Annotated in this window: 16 protein-coding genes; 6 read left to right on the top strand and 10 right to left on the bottom strand. The window is 70.2% G+C overall.

The annotated features are described in order from the left end of the window. Positions 1–22: 22 nt before the first annotated feature. From ACIDOF_RS15435 to ACIDOF_RS15425, 3 genes are all read right to left on the bottom strand, one after another. Positions 23–1,069: a BMP family protein gene (locus ACIDOF_RS15435; protein ID WP_409006403.1), complete on the bottom strand. Its 1,047-nt coding sequence runs from the start codon at positions 1,067–1,069 to the stop codon at positions 23–25. A 229-nt stretch (positions 1,070–1,298) separates the two neighbouring features. Continuing rightward, positions 1,299–2,339, bottom strand: coding sequence for a BMP family protein (locus ACIDOF_RS15430; protein WP_409006402.1), 1,041 nt, complete (start codon positions 2,337–2,339; stop codon positions 1,299–1,301). A 194-nt stretch (positions 2,340–2,533) separates the two neighbouring features. Further along, positions 2,534–3,763, bottom strand: coding sequence for an amidohydrolase (locus ACIDOF_RS15425; protein WP_409006442.1), 1,230 nt, complete (start codon positions 3,761–3,763; stop codon positions 2,534–2,536). 391 nt (positions 3,764–4,154) lie between these two features. Here ACIDOF_RS15425 and ACIDOF_RS15420 point away from each other — a divergent pair, with 391 nt between their 5' ends. Further along, entirely contained in the window at positions 4,155–4,592 is a 438-nt protein-coding gene (locus ACIDOF_RS15420) for a hypothetical protein (protein ID WP_409006401.1), read from the top strand. Between the two features lie 202 nt (positions 4,593–4,794). Here ACIDOF_RS15420 and ACIDOF_RS15415 read toward each other — a convergent pair whose 3' ends face one another. After that, positions 4,795–5,889 (bottom strand): hypothetical protein, encoded by a 1,095-nt coding sequence (locus ACIDOF_RS15415; RefSeq protein ID WP_409006400.1) that lies wholly within the window; start codon positions 5,887–5,889, stop codon positions 4,795–4,797. A 149-nt stretch (positions 5,890–6,038) separates the two neighbouring features. Here ACIDOF_RS15415 and ACIDOF_RS15410 point away from each other — a divergent pair, with 149 nt between their 5' ends. Both ACIDOF_RS15410 and ACIDOF_RS15405 read left to right on the top strand, forming a co-directional pair. After that, the gene (locus tag ACIDOF_RS15410; protein ID WP_409006399.1) at positions 6,039–6,440 is read left to right on the top strand and encodes a hypothetical protein; all 402 of its coding nucleotides are present in this window, start codon (positions 6,039–6,041) and stop codon (positions 6,438–6,440) included. 75 nt (positions 6,441–6,515) lie between these two features. Then, complete coding sequence (locus ACIDOF_RS15405) at positions 6,516–7,808, top strand: hypothetical protein (protein WP_409006398.1); 1,293 nt, start codon at positions 6,516–6,518, stop codon at positions 7,806–7,808. Positions 7,809–7,832: 24 nt separating this feature from the next. Here the strand turns inward: ACIDOF_RS15405 and ACIDOF_RS15400 are convergent, their stop codons facing one another. The 4 genes from ACIDOF_RS15400 to ACIDOF_RS15385 form a co-directional block, all read right to left on the bottom strand. Next, the gene (locus ACIDOF_RS15400; RefSeq protein ID WP_409006441.1) at positions 7,833–8,897 is read right to left on the bottom strand and encodes a hypothetical protein; all 1,065 of its coding nucleotides are present in this window, start codon (positions 8,895–8,897) and stop codon (positions 7,833–7,835) included. Between the two features lie 160 nt (positions 8,898–9,057). Next, on the bottom strand, positions 9,058–9,993 hold the full coding sequence (locus ACIDOF_RS15395; RefSeq protein ID WP_409006397.1) for an N-acetylneuraminate synthase family protein: 936 nt from the start codon (positions 9,991–9,993) through the stop codon (positions 9,058–9,060). A gap of 11 nt (positions 9,994–10,004) precedes the next feature. Further along, positions 10,005–11,312, bottom strand: a complete 1,308-nt coding sequence (locus ACIDOF_RS15390) for a cytidylyltransferase domain-containing protein (RefSeq protein ID WP_409006396.1) — start codon at positions 11,310–11,312, stop codon at positions 10,005–10,007. A gap of 80 nt (positions 11,313–11,392) precedes the next feature. Then, entirely contained in the window at positions 11,393–12,706 is a 1,314-nt protein-coding gene (locus ACIDOF_RS15385; protein WP_409006395.1) for a DUF6716 putative glycosyltransferase, read from the bottom strand. A gap of 187 nt (positions 12,707–12,893) precedes the next feature. On the opposite strand from ACIDOF_RS15385, the gene ACIDOF_RS15380 reads away from it, so the two are divergent. Genes ACIDOF_RS15380 through ACIDOF_RS15370 form a run of 3 tightly spaced genes read left to right on the top strand, consistent with a single transcriptional unit; the run spans position 12,894 to position 16,383 of the window. Continuing rightward, positions 12,894–13,880 (top strand): glycosyltransferase family 2 protein, encoded by a 987-nt coding sequence (locus ACIDOF_RS15380; RefSeq protein ID WP_409006394.1) that lies wholly within the window; start codon positions 12,894–12,896, stop codon positions 13,878–13,880. Further along, entirely contained in the window at positions 13,880–15,262 is a 1,383-nt protein-coding gene (locus ACIDOF_RS15375; protein ID WP_409006393.1) for a polysialyltransferase family glycosyltransferase, read from the top strand. Before ACIDOF_RS15380 ends, ACIDOF_RS15375 begins: the two co-directional genes overlap by 1 nt. Then, positions 15,259–16,383 (top strand): acyltransferase family protein, encoded by a 1,125-nt coding sequence (locus tag ACIDOF_RS15370; RefSeq protein WP_409006392.1) that lies wholly within the window; start codon positions 15,259–15,261, stop codon positions 16,381–16,383. Before ACIDOF_RS15375 ends, ACIDOF_RS15370 begins: the two co-directional genes overlap by 4 nt. A gap of 21 nt (positions 16,384–16,404) precedes the next feature. Here the strand turns inward: ACIDOF_RS15370 and leuE are convergent, their stop codons facing one another. Together leuE and ACIDOF_RS15360 are read right to left on the bottom strand one after the other, a co-directional pair. Beyond that, complete coding sequence (leuE, locus tag ACIDOF_RS15365) at positions 16,405–17,064, bottom strand: leucine efflux protein LeuE (RefSeq protein WP_409006391.1); 660 nt, start codon at positions 17,062–17,064, stop codon at positions 16,405–16,407. A gap of 87 nt (positions 17,065–17,151) precedes the next feature. Further along, positions 17,152–18,732, bottom strand: a complete 1,581-nt coding sequence (locus tag ACIDOF_RS15360) for a methylmalonyl-CoA mutase (RefSeq protein WP_409006390.1) — start codon at positions 18,730–18,732, stop codon at positions 17,152–17,154. Positions 18,733–18,826 lie beyond the last annotated feature (94 nt).

The following is an 18,826-nucleotide window of genomic DNA, read 5'->3' as shown; positions in this document are numbered from 1 at the left end:
GCCCCGTATCCGCGCCCTGTGGTTACGGCTTGTCCTTGACCTTGATGTCGCCGTTGACGATGCCCTCCTCGGCCTTCTTCACGGCTTCCTGGATCGCGGTGTCCTTCGCGTACTTCGGGTTGGAGTCGGACAGTGCCACTTCACCCGACTTCAGGTCACCGCGCACGACGCCGGTGGTCGGCTTGCCATCCTGCACCGACTTGGCGAGGTTGAACACGGCCTTGGCGACGTCCTTGGTCGCGGACGTCAGGATGTACTCCTTGTACGCCGCGAGGGGCTTCTGCTCGTACTGGTCCGAGTCCACTCCGATGGCCCACTTCTTGGCCTTCGCGGCGGCCTCGATCACGCCCTGACCGGAGAGGCCCGCCGCGTGGTACACGACGTCGGCGCCCTTCTCGATCTGCGCCTCGGCGGCGGCCTTGCCCTTGTCGGGGCTGGTGAAGCCGCCCTCGTCGGCGGTCTCCGTGAGGTACTGGCGCTCGACCTTGATCTTCGGGTCGGTGTCCTTGACGCCCTGGACGAAGCCCGCCTCGAACTTGTGGATCAGCGGGACGTCCACACCGCCGACGAAGCCGACGGTCTTCGACTTGCTCGCCTTGGCCGCGGCGACGCCCGCGAGGTACGAGGCCTCCTGCTCGCTGAAGACCAGGGACGCGACGTTCTTCGCCTTGATGGTGGCGTCGTCGACGATGCCGAAGGTGACCTTCGGGAACTTCTCCGAGGCCTCCTTGACGGCCGGCGCGTAGGCGTAACCGACGCCGATCACCGGGTTGTAGCCCTGCTTGGCGAGGGAGACCAGGCGCTGCGTCTTGTCCGCGTCGGACTCGCCGTCCTTGGGCTCGACGGCCGTGCCCTTGTACTTGAACTCCTTCTTCGCCTGCTCCATGCCCGCCGTCGCGGCGTCGTTGAAGGACTGGTCGCCCTTGCCGCCGACGTCGTACGCGATGCCGACGCCCTTGGACTCGCCGCTGCCGGACGCGTCGCTCGACGTGCCACCGCAGGCGGAGACGGAGAGGGCGAGAGCGGCGGACGCCACGCCTGCGACCGCTATTCGGGAAACCCGGCGCATGTGAAGTACTCCTTCGTACAAGCGCCGACACGGAGGGACTCGACGCTGACTTCGCCGCAGATTAACGCGCGTAGACCTGTGAAAGAAGACCTTCCGGCAAACCCGTTATCTGCCTGTGTCGAAGGGCCCTTCCGGGCCCCTCCCGGACCGCTTCGGGCTTGCTGTACGCAAACGGGCGGGCACCCGGAGTCCTCCCGGATGCCCGCCCGTTCGTGCGGTCCGTCGCGTCCTACGGGGTGGTCGCGACCTTCACCTTGCCGTCGACGATGTCCTTCTTGGCCTTCTCGACGGCGTCCTTCAGGCCCGGGATCTCCCCGAACTTCGGGTTGGAGTCGGTGACTCCGACGCCGCCCTCCTTCAGTGAGAACCGCTGCTCACCGCTGAGCGGCTTGCCGTCCTCGACGGACTTGGCCAGCGCGTACACGGCGCCGCCGACGTCCTTGGTCGCGGACGTCAGGATGTAGTCCTTGTAGGAGGCGAGCGCCTTCTGCTTGTACTGGTCCGAGTCGACGCCGATGGCCCACTTCTTGGCCTTCGCGGCGGCCTCGACGACGCCCTGACCGGAGAGTCCGGCGGCCTGGTAGATGACGTCGGCGCCCTTCTCGATCTGCGCCTCGGCCGCGGCCTTGCCCTTGTCCGGGCTGGAGAAGCCGCCCTCCTCCGCGGTCTCCGTCAGGTACTGCGTGACGACCTTGACCTTCGGGTCGGTGTCCTTGACGCCCTGCGCGAAGCCCGCCTCGAACTTGTGGATCAGCGGGACGTCCACACCGCCGACGAAGCCGACGGTCTTCGACTTGCTCGCCTTGGCCGCGGCGACACCCGCGAGGTACGAGCCCTGCTCCTCGTTGAAGACCAGCGGGGCGACGTTGTCCGCCTTGACCGTGGAGTCGTCGACGATGCCGAAGGTGGTGTCGGGGTAGGCCTCCGCGGCCTCCTTGGTGGCGTTGGCGTAGATGAAGCCGATGCCGACGACCGGGTCGTAGCCCTGCTTGGCGAGCTGCTTGAGGCGTTGCACCTTGTCGGCGTCCGACTCGCCGTCCTTGGGCTCGACGGCCGTGCCCTTGTAGCCGAACTCGGCGCGTGCCTTCTCCAGGCCCGCGTACGCCGCGTCGTTGAACGACTGGTCGCCCTGGCCGCCGATGTCGAAGGCGATGGCCATGCCCTTCTCGCCCTTCTCGCCGGACCCGCCCGAGCTGGTCTCACCGCAGCCGGTGACGACGAGCGCGAGCGCGGCGACGGCCACGGCGGTACGCGAACATCTGCGAGCCATACGAGTGTGAGTGATACGAGGCATTCGACGCATTGGAAGCACCCCTTCATCCCCGACGCGCCGCTGCGGGCGCCGATGTGGCGGCACCGTAACGCGCGTAGAAGCAACGGTCGCTCCCATTGTCCGCGCCGTTACCGAACCGTGCCGCCTCAAGGGCGCGGTTCGGGCGGCTCGGACCCGGCCCACGGGCCGGCTTACGGCCGGGGGTCGGCCGCGTCGAGGAGGGCCGCCGCGGTGAAGAGTTCGACGCCCACGGTGATGGCGTGCTCGTCGGCGTCGAAGTCACCCTGGTGGAGGTCGCGGACGGTGCGCTCGCCGGGGACCCGGACGCCGAGTCGGGCCATGGCGCCCGGCACGTGCTCCAGGTACCAGGAGAAGTCCTCGCCGCCGAGGCTCTGCTCGGTGTCCTCGACGCTCTTCGGGCCGCAGCGGGCGATCATCGCGTCCCGCAACAGGTCGGAGACCGCCGGGTCGTTGACGACGGGCGGGACGCCGCGGATGTAGTTGATCTCGGACTTGGCGCGGTGCAGGTCGGCGATCTCCTGGATCACGCCGTGCACGAGGTCCGGCGCGGCCCGCCAGGCGTCGAGGTCGAGGCAGCGGACGGTGCCGGAGAGCTCGGCGTGCTGCGGTACGACGTTGCAGATGTGGCCCGACTCGATCCGGCCCCAGGTCACGGCGAGCCCGGAGCGGGCGTCGACACGGCGAGCGACGAGCGCGGGCAGGTCCGTGACGACCTTGGCGGCGGCGGTGACGAGGTCGGTGGTGAGGTGCGGCCGCGCGGTGTGCCCGCCGGGCCCGTCGAGGGAGACCTCGAGGCGGTCGCAGGCCGAGGTGATGGGCCCGTGCCGCAGCCCGATCCGGCCGGCGTCGACCCGCGGGTCGCAGTGCACGCCGATGATCCGCCCGACCCCGTCGAGCACCCCGGACTCGATGGCGTCCGGCGCCCCGCCCGGCAGCACTTCCTCGGCGGGCTGGAAGATCAGCCGCACGGGCTGCGGGAGCCGGCCCTGCTCGTGCAGCTCGGCGAGGACGAGCCCGGCCCCGAGGACGACGGTCGTGTGCACGTCGTGCCCGCAGGCGTGCGCACGGTCGGGCACGGTGGAGCGGTACGGGACGCTCGCCTTGGTGTCCGGAATCGGCAGGGCGTCGATGTCGGCGCGGAGCGCGAGCAGGGGCCGCTGCTGCCCGTGCGGCTCCCCGATGTCGCACACGAGCCCGGTCCCGGTGTCCAGCACCCGCGGCGCGAGCCCGGCCTGCTCGAGCCGCGCCTTGATGGCCGCGGTCGTACGGAACTCCTGGTTCCCCAGCTCGGGGTGCATGTGCAAGTCACGCCGGAACGCGACGAGTTCACCCCGAAGCGCGTCGGAGAGGGTACCGGGCAGCAACTCGGGTACGTCGGCGACTTCGGCCTCGCGGGACATCAGTTGGTTCACCCTGCGAAGGGTAGGCCGGTGCGAGGCTCAACTAACCCGCGATCAACAAAAGTTCAGCCAGATTGACGTAAGAATCTTGGGCATTGTGTGTATGGGTGGGAGGTGTGGGGGGTATGAACCTTGGTTCGTTCCGGGTCGCAGCCCATCGTCGGGCTCCAACTCTCTGCCCACGCGTAGGTTTACCCGAAGCCCGCCTGACCAGCGGGCGCAATGACAGAGGGGGACTCCATCGTTGCGGGAAGAGGCTGTTGAGGAAGGGACGGGCCACCTTGCCCGCGTCGGAGACCGGCTGGCGCTACTGGGAGACGAACTCGTGACGCGTCGACGCGGGTCCGCGAGGGCAGGCATGGCGCTGGGCGTCGGGGCCTTGTGTGCGCTCGTGCTGGCAGGGTGCTCCGAGGACGCGGCGAACCCCGAGCCGTCCACGGGGCGGCCCGCCCCGACGACTTCGAGCGAGCCTGCGGGCGGCCCGGACGGGAAGCTCGGGCAGCGGGCGGAGGCTGCTCTGGACACGGTGACCGTCGACGATCCGGAGTTCGTGGAGTCCGGCCTGGAAACGGTCCGTGACGGGGTGCACGTGGAATCGCTTCTCACCCGCGGCAAGTCCTACCGGCTCGGCGTCTCCTGCGCCGGGAACGGCAGCGTGGAGCTCACCGTCCGCACCGAACCCGATCCGGTGGCACGGCACTTGGACTGCGACGGCACGGCGACCCACGTACGCATCACAAAGGCCCCGACCAGGCTCGCCGTCGACGTCGAGGGCAAGCGGGGCGCGTCGGGGATGGTGGCCTGGCAGATCAGCGAGACTGGGACGTGACCTTCAGCCCTCGGGCCGGTCCGCTGCAGCCGCCACTCCCCATGTGCTGTTCGTCGCACTGCCGGTCGGCGGCGATCAGATCGGGATCCTGGCCTCTGCACCCGCAGGCCTGGCGTCGCGCCCGGATGTCCGCGTCGGGCGGAGGGGGCCTGCCGTACCGCGTTGTCAGCCCCGGCGCAGCGCGTCGTCGAACAGCCAGAAGTCAGGTCGAGGGTGCACTCGCCCGGTCGTCGAGTCGTCGCAAGCGTCGCGTCCTCAGCTGTCGGTTCAGGAAGAGGCCACTCAGTACCCAGAAGGGCGCGAGGACGAGCCCCACCGTGACCGCCTCCTGGCGAACGGCCACGAACGGTGACAACAGCGCGGCAAGCACCGGAAGTGCGGCAGCCGCATGACACCACACCCCCGGCAGCCAGATGCTCTGCCGACGCAGGATGCTCTCGCCCAACGGCCTTACCTCCGGTTGACCGGCCCAGTCGACGGCCTTGAACGCATAGCCTTCAACCCGCCGGGGATCACCCACAGGAATGGTCCAGCCTCGGAGATACTCCCCGGAGGGGAGAACCAGCACCGCCGGAGCGCTGAAGTCCGGCGGCATGCCGACGGTCTCAGCCCAGTACAACTGCCCTGGCTGCTTGGCGAGATGGGACGCGAGCACCTCGGCATCGACCGGCCGATCCACGAAGAGGATCCTCTCTCCGTACGGGGCCATGAGCCTTAGCCCGGACGCGAAGAACGCAACCCTGCCACCCACCCGGTCGCGAATGCGAGCTGGGTCGTGAGACGGCGGCGTGGGCGGGCGATGCCGACCAGAGGTCGGTCCGCCGATGACGACCGGCACCACCCGCGCGGAACCTTCGTACATCGCGGACTCCAGTACGTCCGCCGCACTGCCCCGAAAGCCGAAACTCTCGCGACCTCGCCAGATCGCTTCCCCGAAGGCCAGATACATGATGAGCAGGCCGATGATTCCCTCGCGGTTCAGAGCTGATTCCCAGGCAAGGAACACCACCCCATAGACGAAGGCGAGTGCGGCCAGCACCCGGAACAGCACCCGCCCCCGCACTTCGGGCCACCACTCACCAGTCGCCCGGAACCCTGCGGGGGGACCGCTCGGCAGCTGCCCATGGCTCATCGCCGCACGCGGCCTCACCACCCGTACGACAAGGGCGCACCCGAGGCCCACCAGCGACACGCCGAGCGCCGGCAGAACCAGCCACTGTCCGCTGGGCCACCAGGGCGAACAAGCGGTGGCCGCAGTAGCCACTGTCAGGCCCAGCCATATCAACACCCTGGCCATACCAGGAAGTTGAGGCACGAGGCATCCCTCCTCTGCATCCGCGTCATGCGCAATGCCCGAGGGTCTACGCCGGGACGCCTTGCCGCGACCAAGAACTTGTACATAGTTTTACCTGACTTGGATTCACAGCAAGAAGCACGGGGGTACGGATGAACGACCAGCAGCGCTCACTCGAGGTCGACGACTCCGAGTTCATGGACATAGCACGGGATCCGCAGGACGCGGCCCTGTTGCGTAAATCCCTTGAGCGGCTCTCGCAAGGGGTGGCCGGCGACACTGCCAAGGAGATGGCCCAGGAGGTCCTCGCAGGGCGCATCTCCCTACGTGACGCGGTTCAAATTCGGGCCTACAGCGAAGCGCTGGCGGACGGCATGCGCACGTTCCAGGAAAAGTGGGCAGAAATGTCCGACTCTGAACGCGAAGAGGCGGCTTTGCAGGGGGAGCGCCAGCGGGCCGAGGAACGTGCGGAAATCGCCAAGGAACAGGCAGCACACGGCAGTTCAAGATCCTCCCAGCGGGCACGGCACGACGGTAGCAACTGGAAACTCTGACACCTACCTGAAGAGCGGCCAAGAACGCAGCACGCGACACGAAGCGCGGACCAACGAGACCACGGGGCGATCAGCATGAACTTCCAGGTGAATCCTGTCGATATCGACGGCTACGGCAAAATGGTGCGCCGGGCACATGAGGACATGTCGAGAGGCAGTCAGCATTTGCGCTCCAAGGCCAATCTGCGGACGTCCGCGGTGGCTGAGCTCTGGCAGACGGTAGTCAACGACCACGACGAGTACGTGGATTCCGGAGAGCGGATACTTCAGGCCTACAGCACCGCCCTGTCCGCTTCCAGCGACGAGTTGCTCAGAACGGCGACGTACTACCGACTGACGGATGAGCAGGAGGCCGCCTCCCACGATTCCACCTACCGGTCTAGTGCAGGCGCCCCGGCCACCGCAGGTGTCAGCGCGATCCAACAGGGCATGTCACCGTTCGGGAACGGGGTTTCGTTCACTGACCGCGCGGATGCATCGGAGGCACTCACCGCGCCGAATCCGGACGCGCCGAAGACGACTTACGACCGCTTCAAGGAAGCGGATGCCGCGATGAAGGACCGGTTCGGGTTCGCCGGCGAAGCGGTGATCGCCATCCGCGACGCAGCCATGCCTCTGCCGATGGACAGAGTGGCGAAAGTCCTCGGCCCGCGAATCGACGCCTTCGCCAACGCGGACGGACCCCTTGGGGTCCTGGAAGCGACAGTCAGCACCGTCCTCGATGTCACCAGCCCCTCGGTCATGATGAACGAGGGACTCAAGCTTGCCTTCGACTTCGACCTGTTCGACTGGATCGCCCAGAATTTCGTCGGCGACTGGGGAACGTTCAAGGAGTGCGCCGAAGTCTGGCGTCAGGTTGCGGCGATGTGCTCTGCAGTCGCCACGAACATCTCTTACGGAAATGACCTGCTGACCAACACATGGCAGGGCAACGCAGCGAACGTGACGTGGGACTACTTCGACGGCCTGGCCGAAACCATCAGGGAAGCGGAGAAGAGTTTCGAGACGCTCTTCTCCTGCTACGAGCAGGTGGCTGAGCAGGTGGGTGGCCTCGTCAACCAGACGAAGGCACTCCTGTCCATCATCCTCGACCTGGCCATCATGGCGGGGGTCGAGGCCGCCGCAGGTGCAGCGGCAGCTCCGACCGGCGTCGGGTTGGTGCTCACCGCCGCAGCTGTGGCGTCCATCGGCCTGAAGGTCGCCAAGATGATCAAGTGCTGGGACGAGATCTGCATCCTCCTCAACGGGGTCTACCTCACCCTGCAGACCATCCACGCTTCCGGGAAGTCCGAGGTGGACCAGCGCCTGTCCGCCATCAAGTCCTTCCCTCTGCCTGCGAGTTACGACCATCCACACGAGCAGGTGTGACAACCGCTACTCGGCCTACGTGAGCTAACCGGGCTCGTGGGCCGCGGAAGGGGCGCTTCCCGTTGGCCCCAACCGCCGCACGTCCCGGGCTGTTCCCGTGACCCCCGAGAGGAAGCCCTCCGCGCGGGGGGACGCGTTGTCCGTGAGCCAGGACGGGTCGATGTCGCAGACCGCCACCTCCACCTCCGTGCCCGCGAGGGCGAGCGGGAGGGTGTGGACGACTGTGGACGGGAAGCTGAGGATGGTGCGGCCTATGGGGCCTCGGCGGGCGATGAGTTCCAGGGGGAGGTCGGGGCGGACGACCTCCAGGCCCGTGGCGGACGCCAACGCATGGAGTTTTTCTGCGCTTTCGCGGCGGTGGGCGAAGTAGCGGGTGGCGTTGTGGGTGCGGGCGAGGTCGGAGACGGCCGCCAGGTAGCGGTCGGGGTCGACGACGCCCGTTTCCACCAGGGACGTGCCGACCAGGTCCGCGCCCTTCGTCAGGCGGGGCGGGCCGAAGCGGGCGCGGGTCCAGGCGAAGGTGTGGGGGGTGAGGCGTACGCCCTGCGGGATCTCGTCGACCGGCATCGACGAGAAGACCTCCACCCGCGTGCCGTTGGCCGGCGTGAGGCGGCGGACCGCCGCGCGGGAGAACGGGGCGAAGACCAGGTCGCGGGGGCCGGGGCGGCCGCCGCGCCGGTGCCAGCGCACCAGCCGTTCGCCACGGGCGAGTTGGGCGATGAACTCCATCGTGGCCGTGCCGTCGTCGACGACGACCAGGTCGCGGGCGCGGGTGATGGTGAGGAGGAGCTGCACGTAGCGGGAGAACGGGTCGCCGATGACGACCCGGTGGGCGCGGCGCAGGTCGGACGTCAGGGCGCCGACCGTCTTCAGGGGCGCGGCCGCACCGCCGCGGGCCTCCTCCCAGCGCACCGAGTGCCCCTCGTCGCGGGCGAGTTCGGCGACGCGGCGCAGCTGGCCGCGGGACATCGGGTCCAGGGGGGAGAGGACGACGATCGTCAACTCTCCTGCTTCGGCGGCCCCTTGGGCGTCCGCGTGTGCCCACTCCAGGACGTTCAGGAGCTGGACCGGGCTCTCGACGAAGGCCAGCGTGCCGCCCGTACGAGAGCCGGTACGGGGCCGGCGGCCCGGGGCGCGGAGGTCAGGGGTCTCCTGCTCCGCGTCCCGGGGCGCGCCGTCGGGCCCGTGTTCGGACTTCACCGTGAGGTGTCCCCGTATCCCATGGGTTCCGTGGGTTCCGTCAGCCGGGTCAGACCGCGACCGGCTCGCGCTCGGCGGCCTCGGCCTCGGCCACGACGCCCTCGACGCGGCGCAGCTTCTTCATCGGGCCGAGCTCCGACTCGTACACCTTCTTGACGCCGTCACCGAGGGAGGCCTCGATGGTGCGGATGTCGCGGACGAGGCGGGTGAGGCCCTGCGGCTCCACCGAGGCGGCCTGGTCCGAGCCCCACATGGCGCGGTCGAGGGTGATGTGGCGCTCGACGAAGGTGGCGCCGAGGGCGACCGCGGCGAGGGTGGTCTGCAGGCCGGTCTCGTGGCCGGAGTAGCCGATCGGGACGTTCGGGTACTCCTGCTGCAGCGTGTTGATGACGCGCAGGTTGAGCTCCTCGGCCTTCGCCGGGTACGTCGAAGTGGCGTGGCAGAGCAGGATGTTGTCCGAGCCGAGGACCTCGACGGCGTGGCGGATCTGCTTCGGGGTGGACATGCCCGTGGAGAGGATGATCGTGCGGCCCGTGGCGCGCAGGGCGCGGAGCAGCTCGTCGTCGGTCAGCGAGGCGGAGGCGACCTTGTGGGCCGGGATGTCGAACTTCTCCAGGAAGGCGACGGCCTCGGTGTCCCACGGGGAGGCGAACCAGTCGATGCCGCGCTTCTTGCAGTGCTCGGAGATGGCCTGGTACTCGGCCTCGCCGAACTCCACGCGGTGGCGGTAGTCGATGTAGGTCATCCGGCCCCAGGGGGTGTCGCGCTCGATGTCCCACTGGTCGCGCGGGGTGCAGATCTCCGGGGTGCGCTTCTGGAACTTGACCGCGTCGCAGCCGGCCTCGGCGGCGACGTCGATCAGCTTGAACGCGTTCTCGAGGTCACCGTTGTGGTTGATGCCGATCTCGCCGGTGATGTAGACGGGACGGCCGGGGCCCGCGGTCTTGTTGCCGAGGGTGCGCAGGCGGGACTGGGATGCAGACATGAGGTGTTTCCTTAGCTGTTGAGGGAGTCGAGAGAAGGGCCGAGGATCCAGCTGGCGATCTCTCGGATCGCGCCTTCGCCACCGGGGACGGTGGTGACGGCGCGTGCGGCGCCGCGCACGACGTCGTGGGCGCTCGCGACCGCCACGGGCCAGCCGACGAGGCCGAAGCACGGGAGGTCGTTGACGTCGTTGCCGACGTAGAGCACGCGCTCAGGCGCGATGCCCTGCTCCTCGCACCACTGCTTGAGTGCGAGGTCCTTGCGGTCGATGCCGTGCAGGACCGGGATCTGGAGTTTCCGGGCCCGGGCGGCGACCACCGGGTTCTGTTCCGTGGACAGGATGAGCAGCGGGATGCCCGACTTGCGCAGGGCGGCGATGCCGAGTCCGTCGCCGCGGTGCACGGCGACGACCTCCCGTCCTTCGGAGTCGATCAGCACCTTGTCGTCGGTCTGGGTGCCGTCGAAGTCGATGACGATCGCGTCCACGTCGGACGCGGTCGGGAGCTCCTCGCGGTCGAGGAGCGGGGCGAGCGCACGGGCCCGCGCCAGGTCGTGCGGGTCGTCGACCTCCAGCACCCGGGCGGGGTCGGTGCGGACGAGTTCCGTACGGCCGAAGAAGCGGTGCTGGTGCGCGCGGAAGCCGGATGCGTCCATGGCGTACGCGGCGCCGGTCTCCAGGAGGTCCTGGGGACGGTCCTGTCGGCGCGGGCGGAACGACTTGTCGTGGTTGACGCCGTAGCCGCCGCCGCTGCGGTCCGTGGCGACGACCGTGGTGGTGGCGCCCTCGACCGAGTGCGTGTCCCGGCCGCCGATGACGGTCTCGGTCGCCTCGTCGGCGCTGTCCCGCCACACGAAGCCGTGGAAGGGGGCGACGGTCAGGGCGGTCTCGGCGCCCTTCTCGGCGACCGCGGCGGCGACGCCGTCCACGTCCTCGCGGGTCAGGAACGGGCTGGTGCACTGCACGAGCAGGACCACGTCGACGGGCGAGCCGTGCAGCGCCTCGTGGGCGTCCATGGCGTGCAGGACGGCGGCCTCGGAGGTCGCGGTGTCCCCGGCGATGGCGGCGGGGCGGAGCACGACCTCGGCGCCGGCCTCCCGGGCGACGGCCGCGATGGCCTGGTCGTCGGTGGAGACCACCACGTCGGTGACGTGCCGGGCGGCGCGGCACTCGCGCACGGCGCGGGCGACGAGCGGCACGCCCGCGACCGGGGCGAGGTTCTTGGCGGGTACGCCCTTGGAGCCGCCGCGCGCGGGGATCACGGCGAGAACGCGGCGCACGGGCACGGCAGTTGGGCTCTGTCCCGGTTGCGGGTTGCTCATGGGCTGTTCTCCTTGGGGAGCGGCCGTACGGGGAGTCGTCGTACGGGAAGTCGCGGTTGTGGCGGTCGGCGGGCGGGGCGTCACAGCTCGCCCATGCGCCGGATCACCGGGGCCACGCGCTGCACGCCGTGCCGGTAGGCGCCGCGTGCGGCCTGGCGCACGACCTGGCGCACCGGGCCGGGCTCCTTCGCGGCGACGGGCGCGCCGGGCAGCGGGGCGCCGTCGGGCCCGAGGTGGTGCCGGGCGAGCACGCCGGGCTGGTAGCCGGGTGCGGTGACGGGGGTGTAGTACGGGGCGATCGCCGGGGTGCGGTCGAGCGCGGCGAGCTCGGCGACCCGGGCGCGGGCCGCGTCGTACGCCCCGTCGATCGCGACGCCCTGGCGGGCCAGCCACGCCTCGTCCGGCTCGGGCACGTGGCCCTCGTCCAGCTGGTCCCAGGAGGCGAGGCAGCCGGAGCCCACGAAGTGGTGGTTGCCGAGCGCCTCGCGCACCCCGAGGTCGGTGAGGACCGCGGTGGGGATGCGCCGGTGCAGGGACTCCAGGGCGGCGGTCGAGGAGACCGTGACGAGCAGGTCGGTGCGGTCCAGGACCTCGCCCATGTGCCCGTAGACGAGGCGGCAGTTGGCGGGCAGCCCGCCGGGGACCTTCTGCGCCAGCTTCTGGTACGGGAGTTCCTCGATGTGCGTGGTGTGCTCGCCGGGCTTGGAGCGCAGCTTCAGCAGCACCTCGCGCTCCGGGTGCCGGCGGGCGTGCGCCACCATCCGGTCGAGGAGGTACGCCCGGTCCTTGCGGGTCTCCGGCACGGAGGGCTGCGCCGCGAAGGTCACGGTGTACGGGTCGTGCTTCTCGTACGGGGCGCCGCCGAGGAACGGCAGCGCGCACTCCACGACCGAGCCGGCGTCCGCGCCCACACCCTCGTACACGGCGCGGAAACGCTCCGCGTCCTGGCGGGAGTTGGCGAGGACCAGGTCGGCGCCGTGGCGGAGCAGCAGGCCGTCGGCGAGCTTCTCGTAGACGACGCCGACATAGCCGGTGGCTACGACGGGGCGGCGCTCGCGGCCCTGCCAGCTGTGGGCGAGCCCGTGCAGCAGCGCCTGCACGGCGCCGCCGACCAGGGCGAGCACGACCAGGTCGTACGGACCGTCCCCGTCCCCCTCCCGCATCTCGCGCAGGAACTCGACGGCGGTGACTTCGCGCAGCGTGTCGGCGCGCACCCCCACCTCGGCGAGCTGGCGGGGGGTGGGCGTCGCCCGGCCGCGGAGCAGGTAACCGTCGAGGCGGATGTCCTGGCGCTCACCCTCCAGGAGGCGGGTCGCGGTGAGCGAGCCCCACTTCCACCGGGTGTCGGAATCCGCGAGTACGGCGACCCGCTGCTTCTTCCTCGTACTTGGCACGTCGATGACGCTAGGAAGGAATTCGGTGGCGCGGCCTAATCCGAATACAACAAACGGTTAACAGCAGACCGCCGAACGGCCAACTGGCCCTCGAAAAAGGCCGGTTAACCAATCCGCCATGCTTCGTTCACCAACCGGCCCACTTGCGGTCGAGACGAATGGCGCTCGGACACCTAACGTCCCCTGCGTGGTTAAGCTCTCCGTCATCGTGCCGTTCTACAACGTGCAGCAATACGCGCCCGACACCCTGAGATCGTTGCGGGACAACGCGCGTGCCGACTTCGAATTCATTCTCGTCGACGACTGTTCGCGCGACGAGACGCCGGAGATCCTGCGGCGGGCCGAGCGCGAGCTCTCCGATGTCGCCCGGGTCAGATACGTACGACACGAGGTGAACGGCGGTCTGGCCACGGCGCGGAACACCGGCCTCGACGCGGCCGAGGGCGAGTACCTCACGTTCCTGGACGGCGACGACTGGCTCGCGCCCGGGTACTACGAGCAACTCCTCGCGTCCATGGAGGAGTTGGGCGTCGACTTCGTGCGCACCGACCACGTCCAGTGCACCGCCCGGGCGCGCAGCGTGCACCGGGTGCCGCACGGGCGGCGCAACACCGCGCTCGACCCGCGCTCGATCATCCTGCCCGCGGACCGCTCGACCTCGGTGGACTACGCGTTCGCCTGGGCCGGCATGTACCACCGGCGGCTGGTCGACAAGGGCCTGCTGCACTTCACCGACGGACTGCGCACGGCCGAGGACCGGCCGTGGATCTGGCGGCTGCACCGCGAGGCCGAATCGATGGCCGTCCTCGGCCATCTGGGCGTCTACTACCGGCGCGGCGTCGCCTCTTCCCTGACCCAGATCGGAGATGTCCGGCAGCTCGATTTCATTCGCGCGTTCGACCAGGTGGTACGGGAAACGGCCGCCGACCGGGACGCCGAGAAATTGCTGCCGAAAGCGGTGCGGACGTACTGCGCGATCATTTCCCATCACCTGGGTTCCATCGAAAGGTTTGAACCTCCCGTGGCCCGAAAGCTGCGCTCGCTGAGCGCCGCGGCACTGAAGCGCATGCCGCAGGACGTACTCGACGAGGCGCTCGACTCGATGGACGTGAAGCGCGCGACCCGGCTGCGCCGGCTGCGCCGCCGCCCGGTCTCGGCGGAGGTGGCCGCCTGATGGCCCCGCGCACCCGGGCCGAGCGCCGGACCGCTTCGGCGGGCAGCCGCCGGACCACGCAGATCTTCTTCGCCTCCACGCTGTACGGCGCCGCAACCCTCGCCGCAGCCCTGGACGCCGACTGCTTCCCGCCCGCCTCCCGGCGCCTGCTGCTGATCAGCAACAACGCGGCCAACCCGGAGACCGCGCCCGCACTCGACACGATGCCCGGCTTCGCGCAGCTGCGCGGCCGCTTCGACGGGGTGCTGTCCTGGAACGAGGCCATCTCCCCCTTCCACCCCGGGGGTTGGGCGCCGCGCGGCGACGACATCCCGCTGTGGGAGCGGTACCTGCGGATGCTGTGGGACCTCGGCGACGACGACGTGCATCTGGCCGTCGAGTCGATCCAGGTCAACCCGGCGCTCGCGCTCACTCAGATCTTCACCGGCGCCCCCGTGGACGTGTACGCGGACGGCCTGATGAGCTACGGCCCGACCCGCAACAAGCTGGACCCGCTGGTCGGCACCCGCATCGACCGGCTGCTCCACCTCGACCTCGTACCGGGCCTGAAGCCGCTGCTGCTCACCGAGTTCGGCGTCGAGGCGGAGATCGTGCCCGGCGACACCTTCACCAAGGTCCTCGCCGAACTCGCCGACGCGGGCCCCGACTTGGACCTGCCGTCCGGCCGGCCCGCGCTGCTGCTCGGCCAGTACCTCTCGGCGCTCGACATCCTCACCGCCGAGGAGGAGGAGCAGCTGCACGTCCGCATGCTCAAGGGCGCCCTCGAACTCGGCCACGAGCGCGTGGTGTTCAAGCCGCACCCGAGCGCACCGGCCCGCTGGTCGCGCCAGTTGGAGCAGGAGGCGGAGCGGCTGGGCGCCGAGCTGACCGTCCTGGACGAGCCGGTGCTCGCCGAGGTGCTGTACCAGCGGATGCAGCCCGCCCTCGTCGTCGGCTGCTTCTCCACGGCCCTGCTCACGGCGTCCGCGCTGTACGGCCTGCCGGTCGCGCGGATCGGCACGGAGGTGCTCCTGGAGCGGCTCACCCCGTACCAGAACAGCAACCGGGTCCCGGTGACGATCGTCGACGCGACCGTGCCCGAGCTCACCGACCGGGCGGCCGTCGAGGCCCAGCACCAGGAGACGCCCGACCTGGAGGGCCTGGTCAAGGCGGTCGGCTTCGCGATGCAGCCGCAGATCTACCCGGCGCTGCGCCCGGCCGCCGAGGAGTACCTCTCGGACCGGCTCAACGCGCACACCTGGCGCTACTTCAAGCGCCGCCGGCTCACCGCGCTCGCCCTGCCCGGGGCGATCCCCAGCCAGCTGGGCTTCATCCCGCGCAACGCGGCGGTGCGCCGCGTGGCCCGCCGGGCCCGGGCCGTCAAGCGGGCAGCCCTCGGATGAGCGCCCCGCCGAGCACCCTCCCGGCGCCCACCGCGGTCGTCGCCCCGCCCCCCGCCAAGGCCGCGCGCCGGGTGCCGCGGCTGCGCGCCCTCGACGGGCTGCGGCTGATCGCCGCGCTGATGGTCGCCGCGTACCACTACGGCGGCCGGGACGGGGAGATCGGCGAGGCCTGGGGCAGCTCGCCGAACCTGCAGTTCCCCACCGCGCACGAGTGGTTCGCGTACGGCTGTCTCGGTGTGCAGATCTTCTTCGTGATCAGCGGGTTCGTGATCTGCATGAGCGGCTGGGGCCGCCCCCTGCGCTCCTTCTTCGCGTCCCGCGTCTCGCGCCTCTTCCCCTCCTACTGGGTGGCGATCGTCCTGGTCACGGCGGTCTTCGCGCTGCCCCCGGTGACGTACGCGGCGGTCTCGCCGAGCGACGCCCTGGTGAACCTGACGATGCTGCAGCAGCCGCTGGGCGTGGACCGGGTGCTCGGGGTGTGCTGGACGCTCTGGGCGGAGCTGCGGTTCTACGCGCTGTTCGCGCTGTGCGTGGTCCTGCCGGGCGCGAACCGGCAGCGGGTGATCCTCTTCTGCGCGGTCTGGACCCTCGCGGCGGCCGTCGCGGAGGCGGCGAACTGGCCGCTCCTGGACGTGGTCCTGATGCCGGAGTACGCCCCGTTCTTCATCGGCGGCATCGGCCTGTTCCTCGTCCACCGGGACCGCAAGGACGTCACGGCCTGGGGCATCGTCGGCGTCAGCTGGCTGATCGGGCAGCACTACGCGGTGGACCGCCTGTGGCACGCCCCGAACCCGGACTTCTTCTCGTACCGCTCGTCACTCGCGATCATCGCGGTCGTGACCCTCGGATACGTGGCCGTCGCGGCGATCGCACTCGGCTGGCTGAACCGGGTCGACTGGGCCTGGCTGACCACGGCGGGCGCGCTCACCTACCCGTTCTACCTGGTCCACGAGCACCTGGGCTGGGTCACGGTCGCCGCCCTGCACCGCGGCCTCGGCCTGCCGTCGTGGGCGACGTTCGCGCTGACGATCGCCGCGATGCTGCTCCTCGCCCGCCTCCTGAACCGGTACGTGGAGGACTGGGCCACACCGTTGCTGCGGCGGAAGCTCACCGGCAGGTGAGCCCCCGCCCGGCGGGGGCCGTCAGGAGCCCGCGCTCGCCAGCGACAGCTTCGCCGCGAAGCCCAGGAACAGGGCGCCCGCGGCCGAAGTGGCCGTCGCCGAGAGGCGCTTGCGGCGGCGGAAGGCGTCGGCGAGCTTCGTGCCGCTGAAGATCAGGGCCGAGAGGTAGAGCACCGAGGCGAGCTGGGCGAAGGCGCCGAGGACGACGAAGGAGAGCGCCGGGTAGGCGTAGTCCGGGTCGACGAACTGCACGAAGAAGGCGATGAAGAACAGGATCGCCTTCGGGTTGAGCAGGCTGATGACGAAGGCTCGGCGGAACGGCTTCTCGTCCGGGCCGGTGGCGGCGTCGGCCGCGTCCCCGGAGCGCTCCTCGCGGCGGCTCTTCCACATCGACCAGGCGGCGCGGAGCATGCCGACCGCCATCCACGTGAGGTATCCGGCGCCCGCGTACTTCACGATGCCGAACAGCAGCGCGTTGGCCTGGAGCAGCGAGGCGACGCCGGCCGCGGAGAGCGTCATGAGGACGGTGTCGCCGCACCAGACGCCGGCCGCCGCGCGATATCCGGTGCGGACGCCGCGCCGGGCCGCGACCGACAGGACGTACAGGGAGTTCGGGCCGGGCAGCAGGATGATCAGGGCCAGGCCCGCGAGGTACGTGGGGAGGTCTATGACACCGAACATGCGCGGAGTCTCGCACGGCGCCCGGCGGACCTGACAGCGCATTCCGGATACCGGACGCCGCGCACCGCTCCCCCGCCGCAGGCCGCTTCAGAACCGCTCCGTCGGCTCGTACGCCCCCCACACCTCCCGCAGCGCCCCGCACACCTCGCCGACCGTGGCGCGGGCGCGCAGCGCCTCCTTCATCGGGTACAGCGTGTTCGTCTCGCCGGCCGCCGCCTCCCGGAGCGCCGCGAGCGCCGAGTCGACGGCCGCCCCGTCCCGGGAGGCCCGCAGTTCGGCGAGGCGGGCGACCTGCCGGGCCTCCAGGGCCGGGTCGACGCGCAGCGGCTCGTACCGCTCCTCCGTGTCCGACACGTACCGGTTCACGCCGACGACGACCCGCTCCCCCGCCTCCGTCTCCCGCGCGATGCGGTACGCGTTCCGCTCGATCTCGCTCTTCTGGAAGCCCTGCTCGATCGCGGCGACCGCCCCGCCCAACTCCTCGACCCGGTCCATGAGGTGAAGCGCCGCCGCCTCCACGTCGTCCGTCATCCGTTCCACCACGTAACTGCCCGCGAACGGGTCGACGGTGGCCGTCACGTCCGTCTCGTACGCGAGGACCTGCTGGGTGCGAAGGGCCAGGCGGGCGGACTTGTCGGTCGGCAGGGCGAGGGCCTCGTCGAAGGCGTTGGTGTGCAGCGACTGGGTGCCGCCGAGTACCGCGCCGAGGCCCTGCACGGCGACCCGCACCAGGTTCACCTCGGGCTGCTGCGCGGTCAGCTGGACGCCCGCGGTCTGCGTGTGGAAGCGCAGCATCTGCGACTTGGGGTTCCGGGCGCCGAACTCGTCCCGCATCAGCCGGGCCCACATCCGGCGCGCGGCCCGGAACTTGGCGACCTCCTCCAGGAGTGTCGTACGGGCCACGAAGAAGAACGACAGGCGCGGCGCGAAGTCGTCCACGTCCATGCCGGCGGCGAGCGCGGTGCGGACGTACGCGATGCCGTCGGCGAGGGTGAAGGCGATCTCCTGCGCGGGCGAGGCGCCGGCCTCGGCCATGTGGTAGCCGGAGATCGAGATGGTGTTCCACTTCGGCAACTCGGCCCCGCAGTACCGGAACAGGTCCGAGGTGAGCCGCAGCGAGGGCGCGGGCGGGAAGATGTACGTGCCGCGGGCGATGTACTCCTTGAGCACGTCGTTCTGCACGGTGCCCGTCAACTGCCCGGCGGGGACGCCCTGTTCCTCGGCGACGAGCTGGTAGAGCAGCAGCAGGAGCGCGGCCGGGGCGTTGATGGTCATCGACGTGGAGACGCGGTCGAGGGGGATGCCGTCGAACAGGGTCCGCATGTCGTCGATCGAGTCCACGGCGACGCCGACCTTGCCGACCTCGCCCGCCGCGAGCGGGGCGTCGCTGTCGTGGCCCATCTGGGTGGGCAGGTCGAAGGCGACGGAGAGGCCGGTCGTGCCGTGCTCGATCAGCTGCCGGTAGCGGGCGTTGGACTCGGCGGCGGTGCCGAACCCGGCGTACTGCCGCATCGTCCACGGCCGGTGGGTGTACATCGCCGGGTACACGCCCCGCGTGTACGGAAACGCGCCGGGCTCGCCCAGTTGCCGTGCGGGGTCCCAGCCCGCCAGCGCCTCGGGGCCGTAGACCGGCTCGACGGGCAGACCCGACTCGGACTCGCGCGCCATCTGCTGTCCCTCTCGTACGCATACGGAACGGTTCGCTCCCCATCATCGGCGGGAATCCTCCCGGAGGGGTACGACCGGGGACTGGTGGGGGGGC

This window comes from Streptomyces sp. Da 82-17, from assembly GCF_046098215.1.
In the GTDB taxonomy this organism is placed as follows: Bacteria; Actinomycetota; Actinomycetes; order Streptomycetales; family Streptomycetaceae; genus Streptomyces.
The sequence above is the reverse complement of the archived record's forward strand: the minus strand, read 5'-3'. Positions and strand labels throughout refer to the sequence as shown.

Bases quoted from the DNA above. Each gene is read 5' to 3' on its own strand.
- ACIDOF_RS15435 (WP_409006403.1), bottom strand. From the start codon at position 1,069: ATGCGCCGGGTTTCCCGAATAGCGGTCGCAGGCGTGGCGTCCGCCGCT.
- ACIDOF_RS15430 (WP_409006402.1), bottom strand. From the start codon at position 2,339: ATGGCTCGCAGATGTTCGCGTACCGCCGTGGCCGTCGCCGCGCTCGCG.
- ACIDOF_RS15425 (WP_409006442.1), bottom strand. From the start codon at position 3,763: ATGTCCCGCGAGGCCGAAGTCGCCGACGTACCCGAGTTGCTGCCCGGT.
- ACIDOF_RS15415 (WP_409006400.1), bottom strand. From the start codon at position 5,889: ATGGCCAGGGTGTTGATATGGCTGGGCCTGACAGTGGCTACTGCGGCC.
- ACIDOF_RS15410 (WP_409006399.1), top strand. From the start codon at position 6,039: ATGAACGACCAGCAGCGCTCACTCGAGGTCGACGACTCCGAGTTCATG.
- ACIDOF_RS15405 (WP_409006398.1), top strand. From the start codon at position 6,516: ATGAACTTCCAGGTGAATCCTGTCGATATCGACGGCTACGGCAAAATG.
- ACIDOF_RS15395 (WP_409006397.1), bottom strand. From the start codon at position 9,993: ATGTCTGCATCCCAGTCCCGCCTGCGCACCCTCGGCAACAAGACCGCG.
- ACIDOF_RS15390 (WP_409006396.1), bottom strand. From the start codon at position 11,312: ATGAGCAACCCGCAACCGGGACAGAGCCCAACTGCCGTGCCCGTGCGC.
- ACIDOF_RS15375 (WP_409006393.1), top strand. From the start codon at position 13,880: ATGGCCCCGCGCACCCGGGCCGAGCGCCGGACCGCTTCGGCGGGCAGC.
- ACIDOF_RS15370 (WP_409006392.1), top strand. From the start codon at position 15,259: ATGAGCGCCCCGCCGAGCACCCTCCCGGCGCCCACCGCGGTCGTCGCC.
- leuE (WP_409006391.1), bottom strand. From the start codon at position 17,064: ATGTTCGGTGTCATAGACCTCCCCACGTACCTCGCGGGCCTGGCCCTG.
- ACIDOF_RS15360 (WP_409006390.1), bottom strand. From the start codon at position 18,732: ATGGCGCGCGAGTCCGAGTCGGGTCTGCCCGTCGAGCCGGTCTACGGC.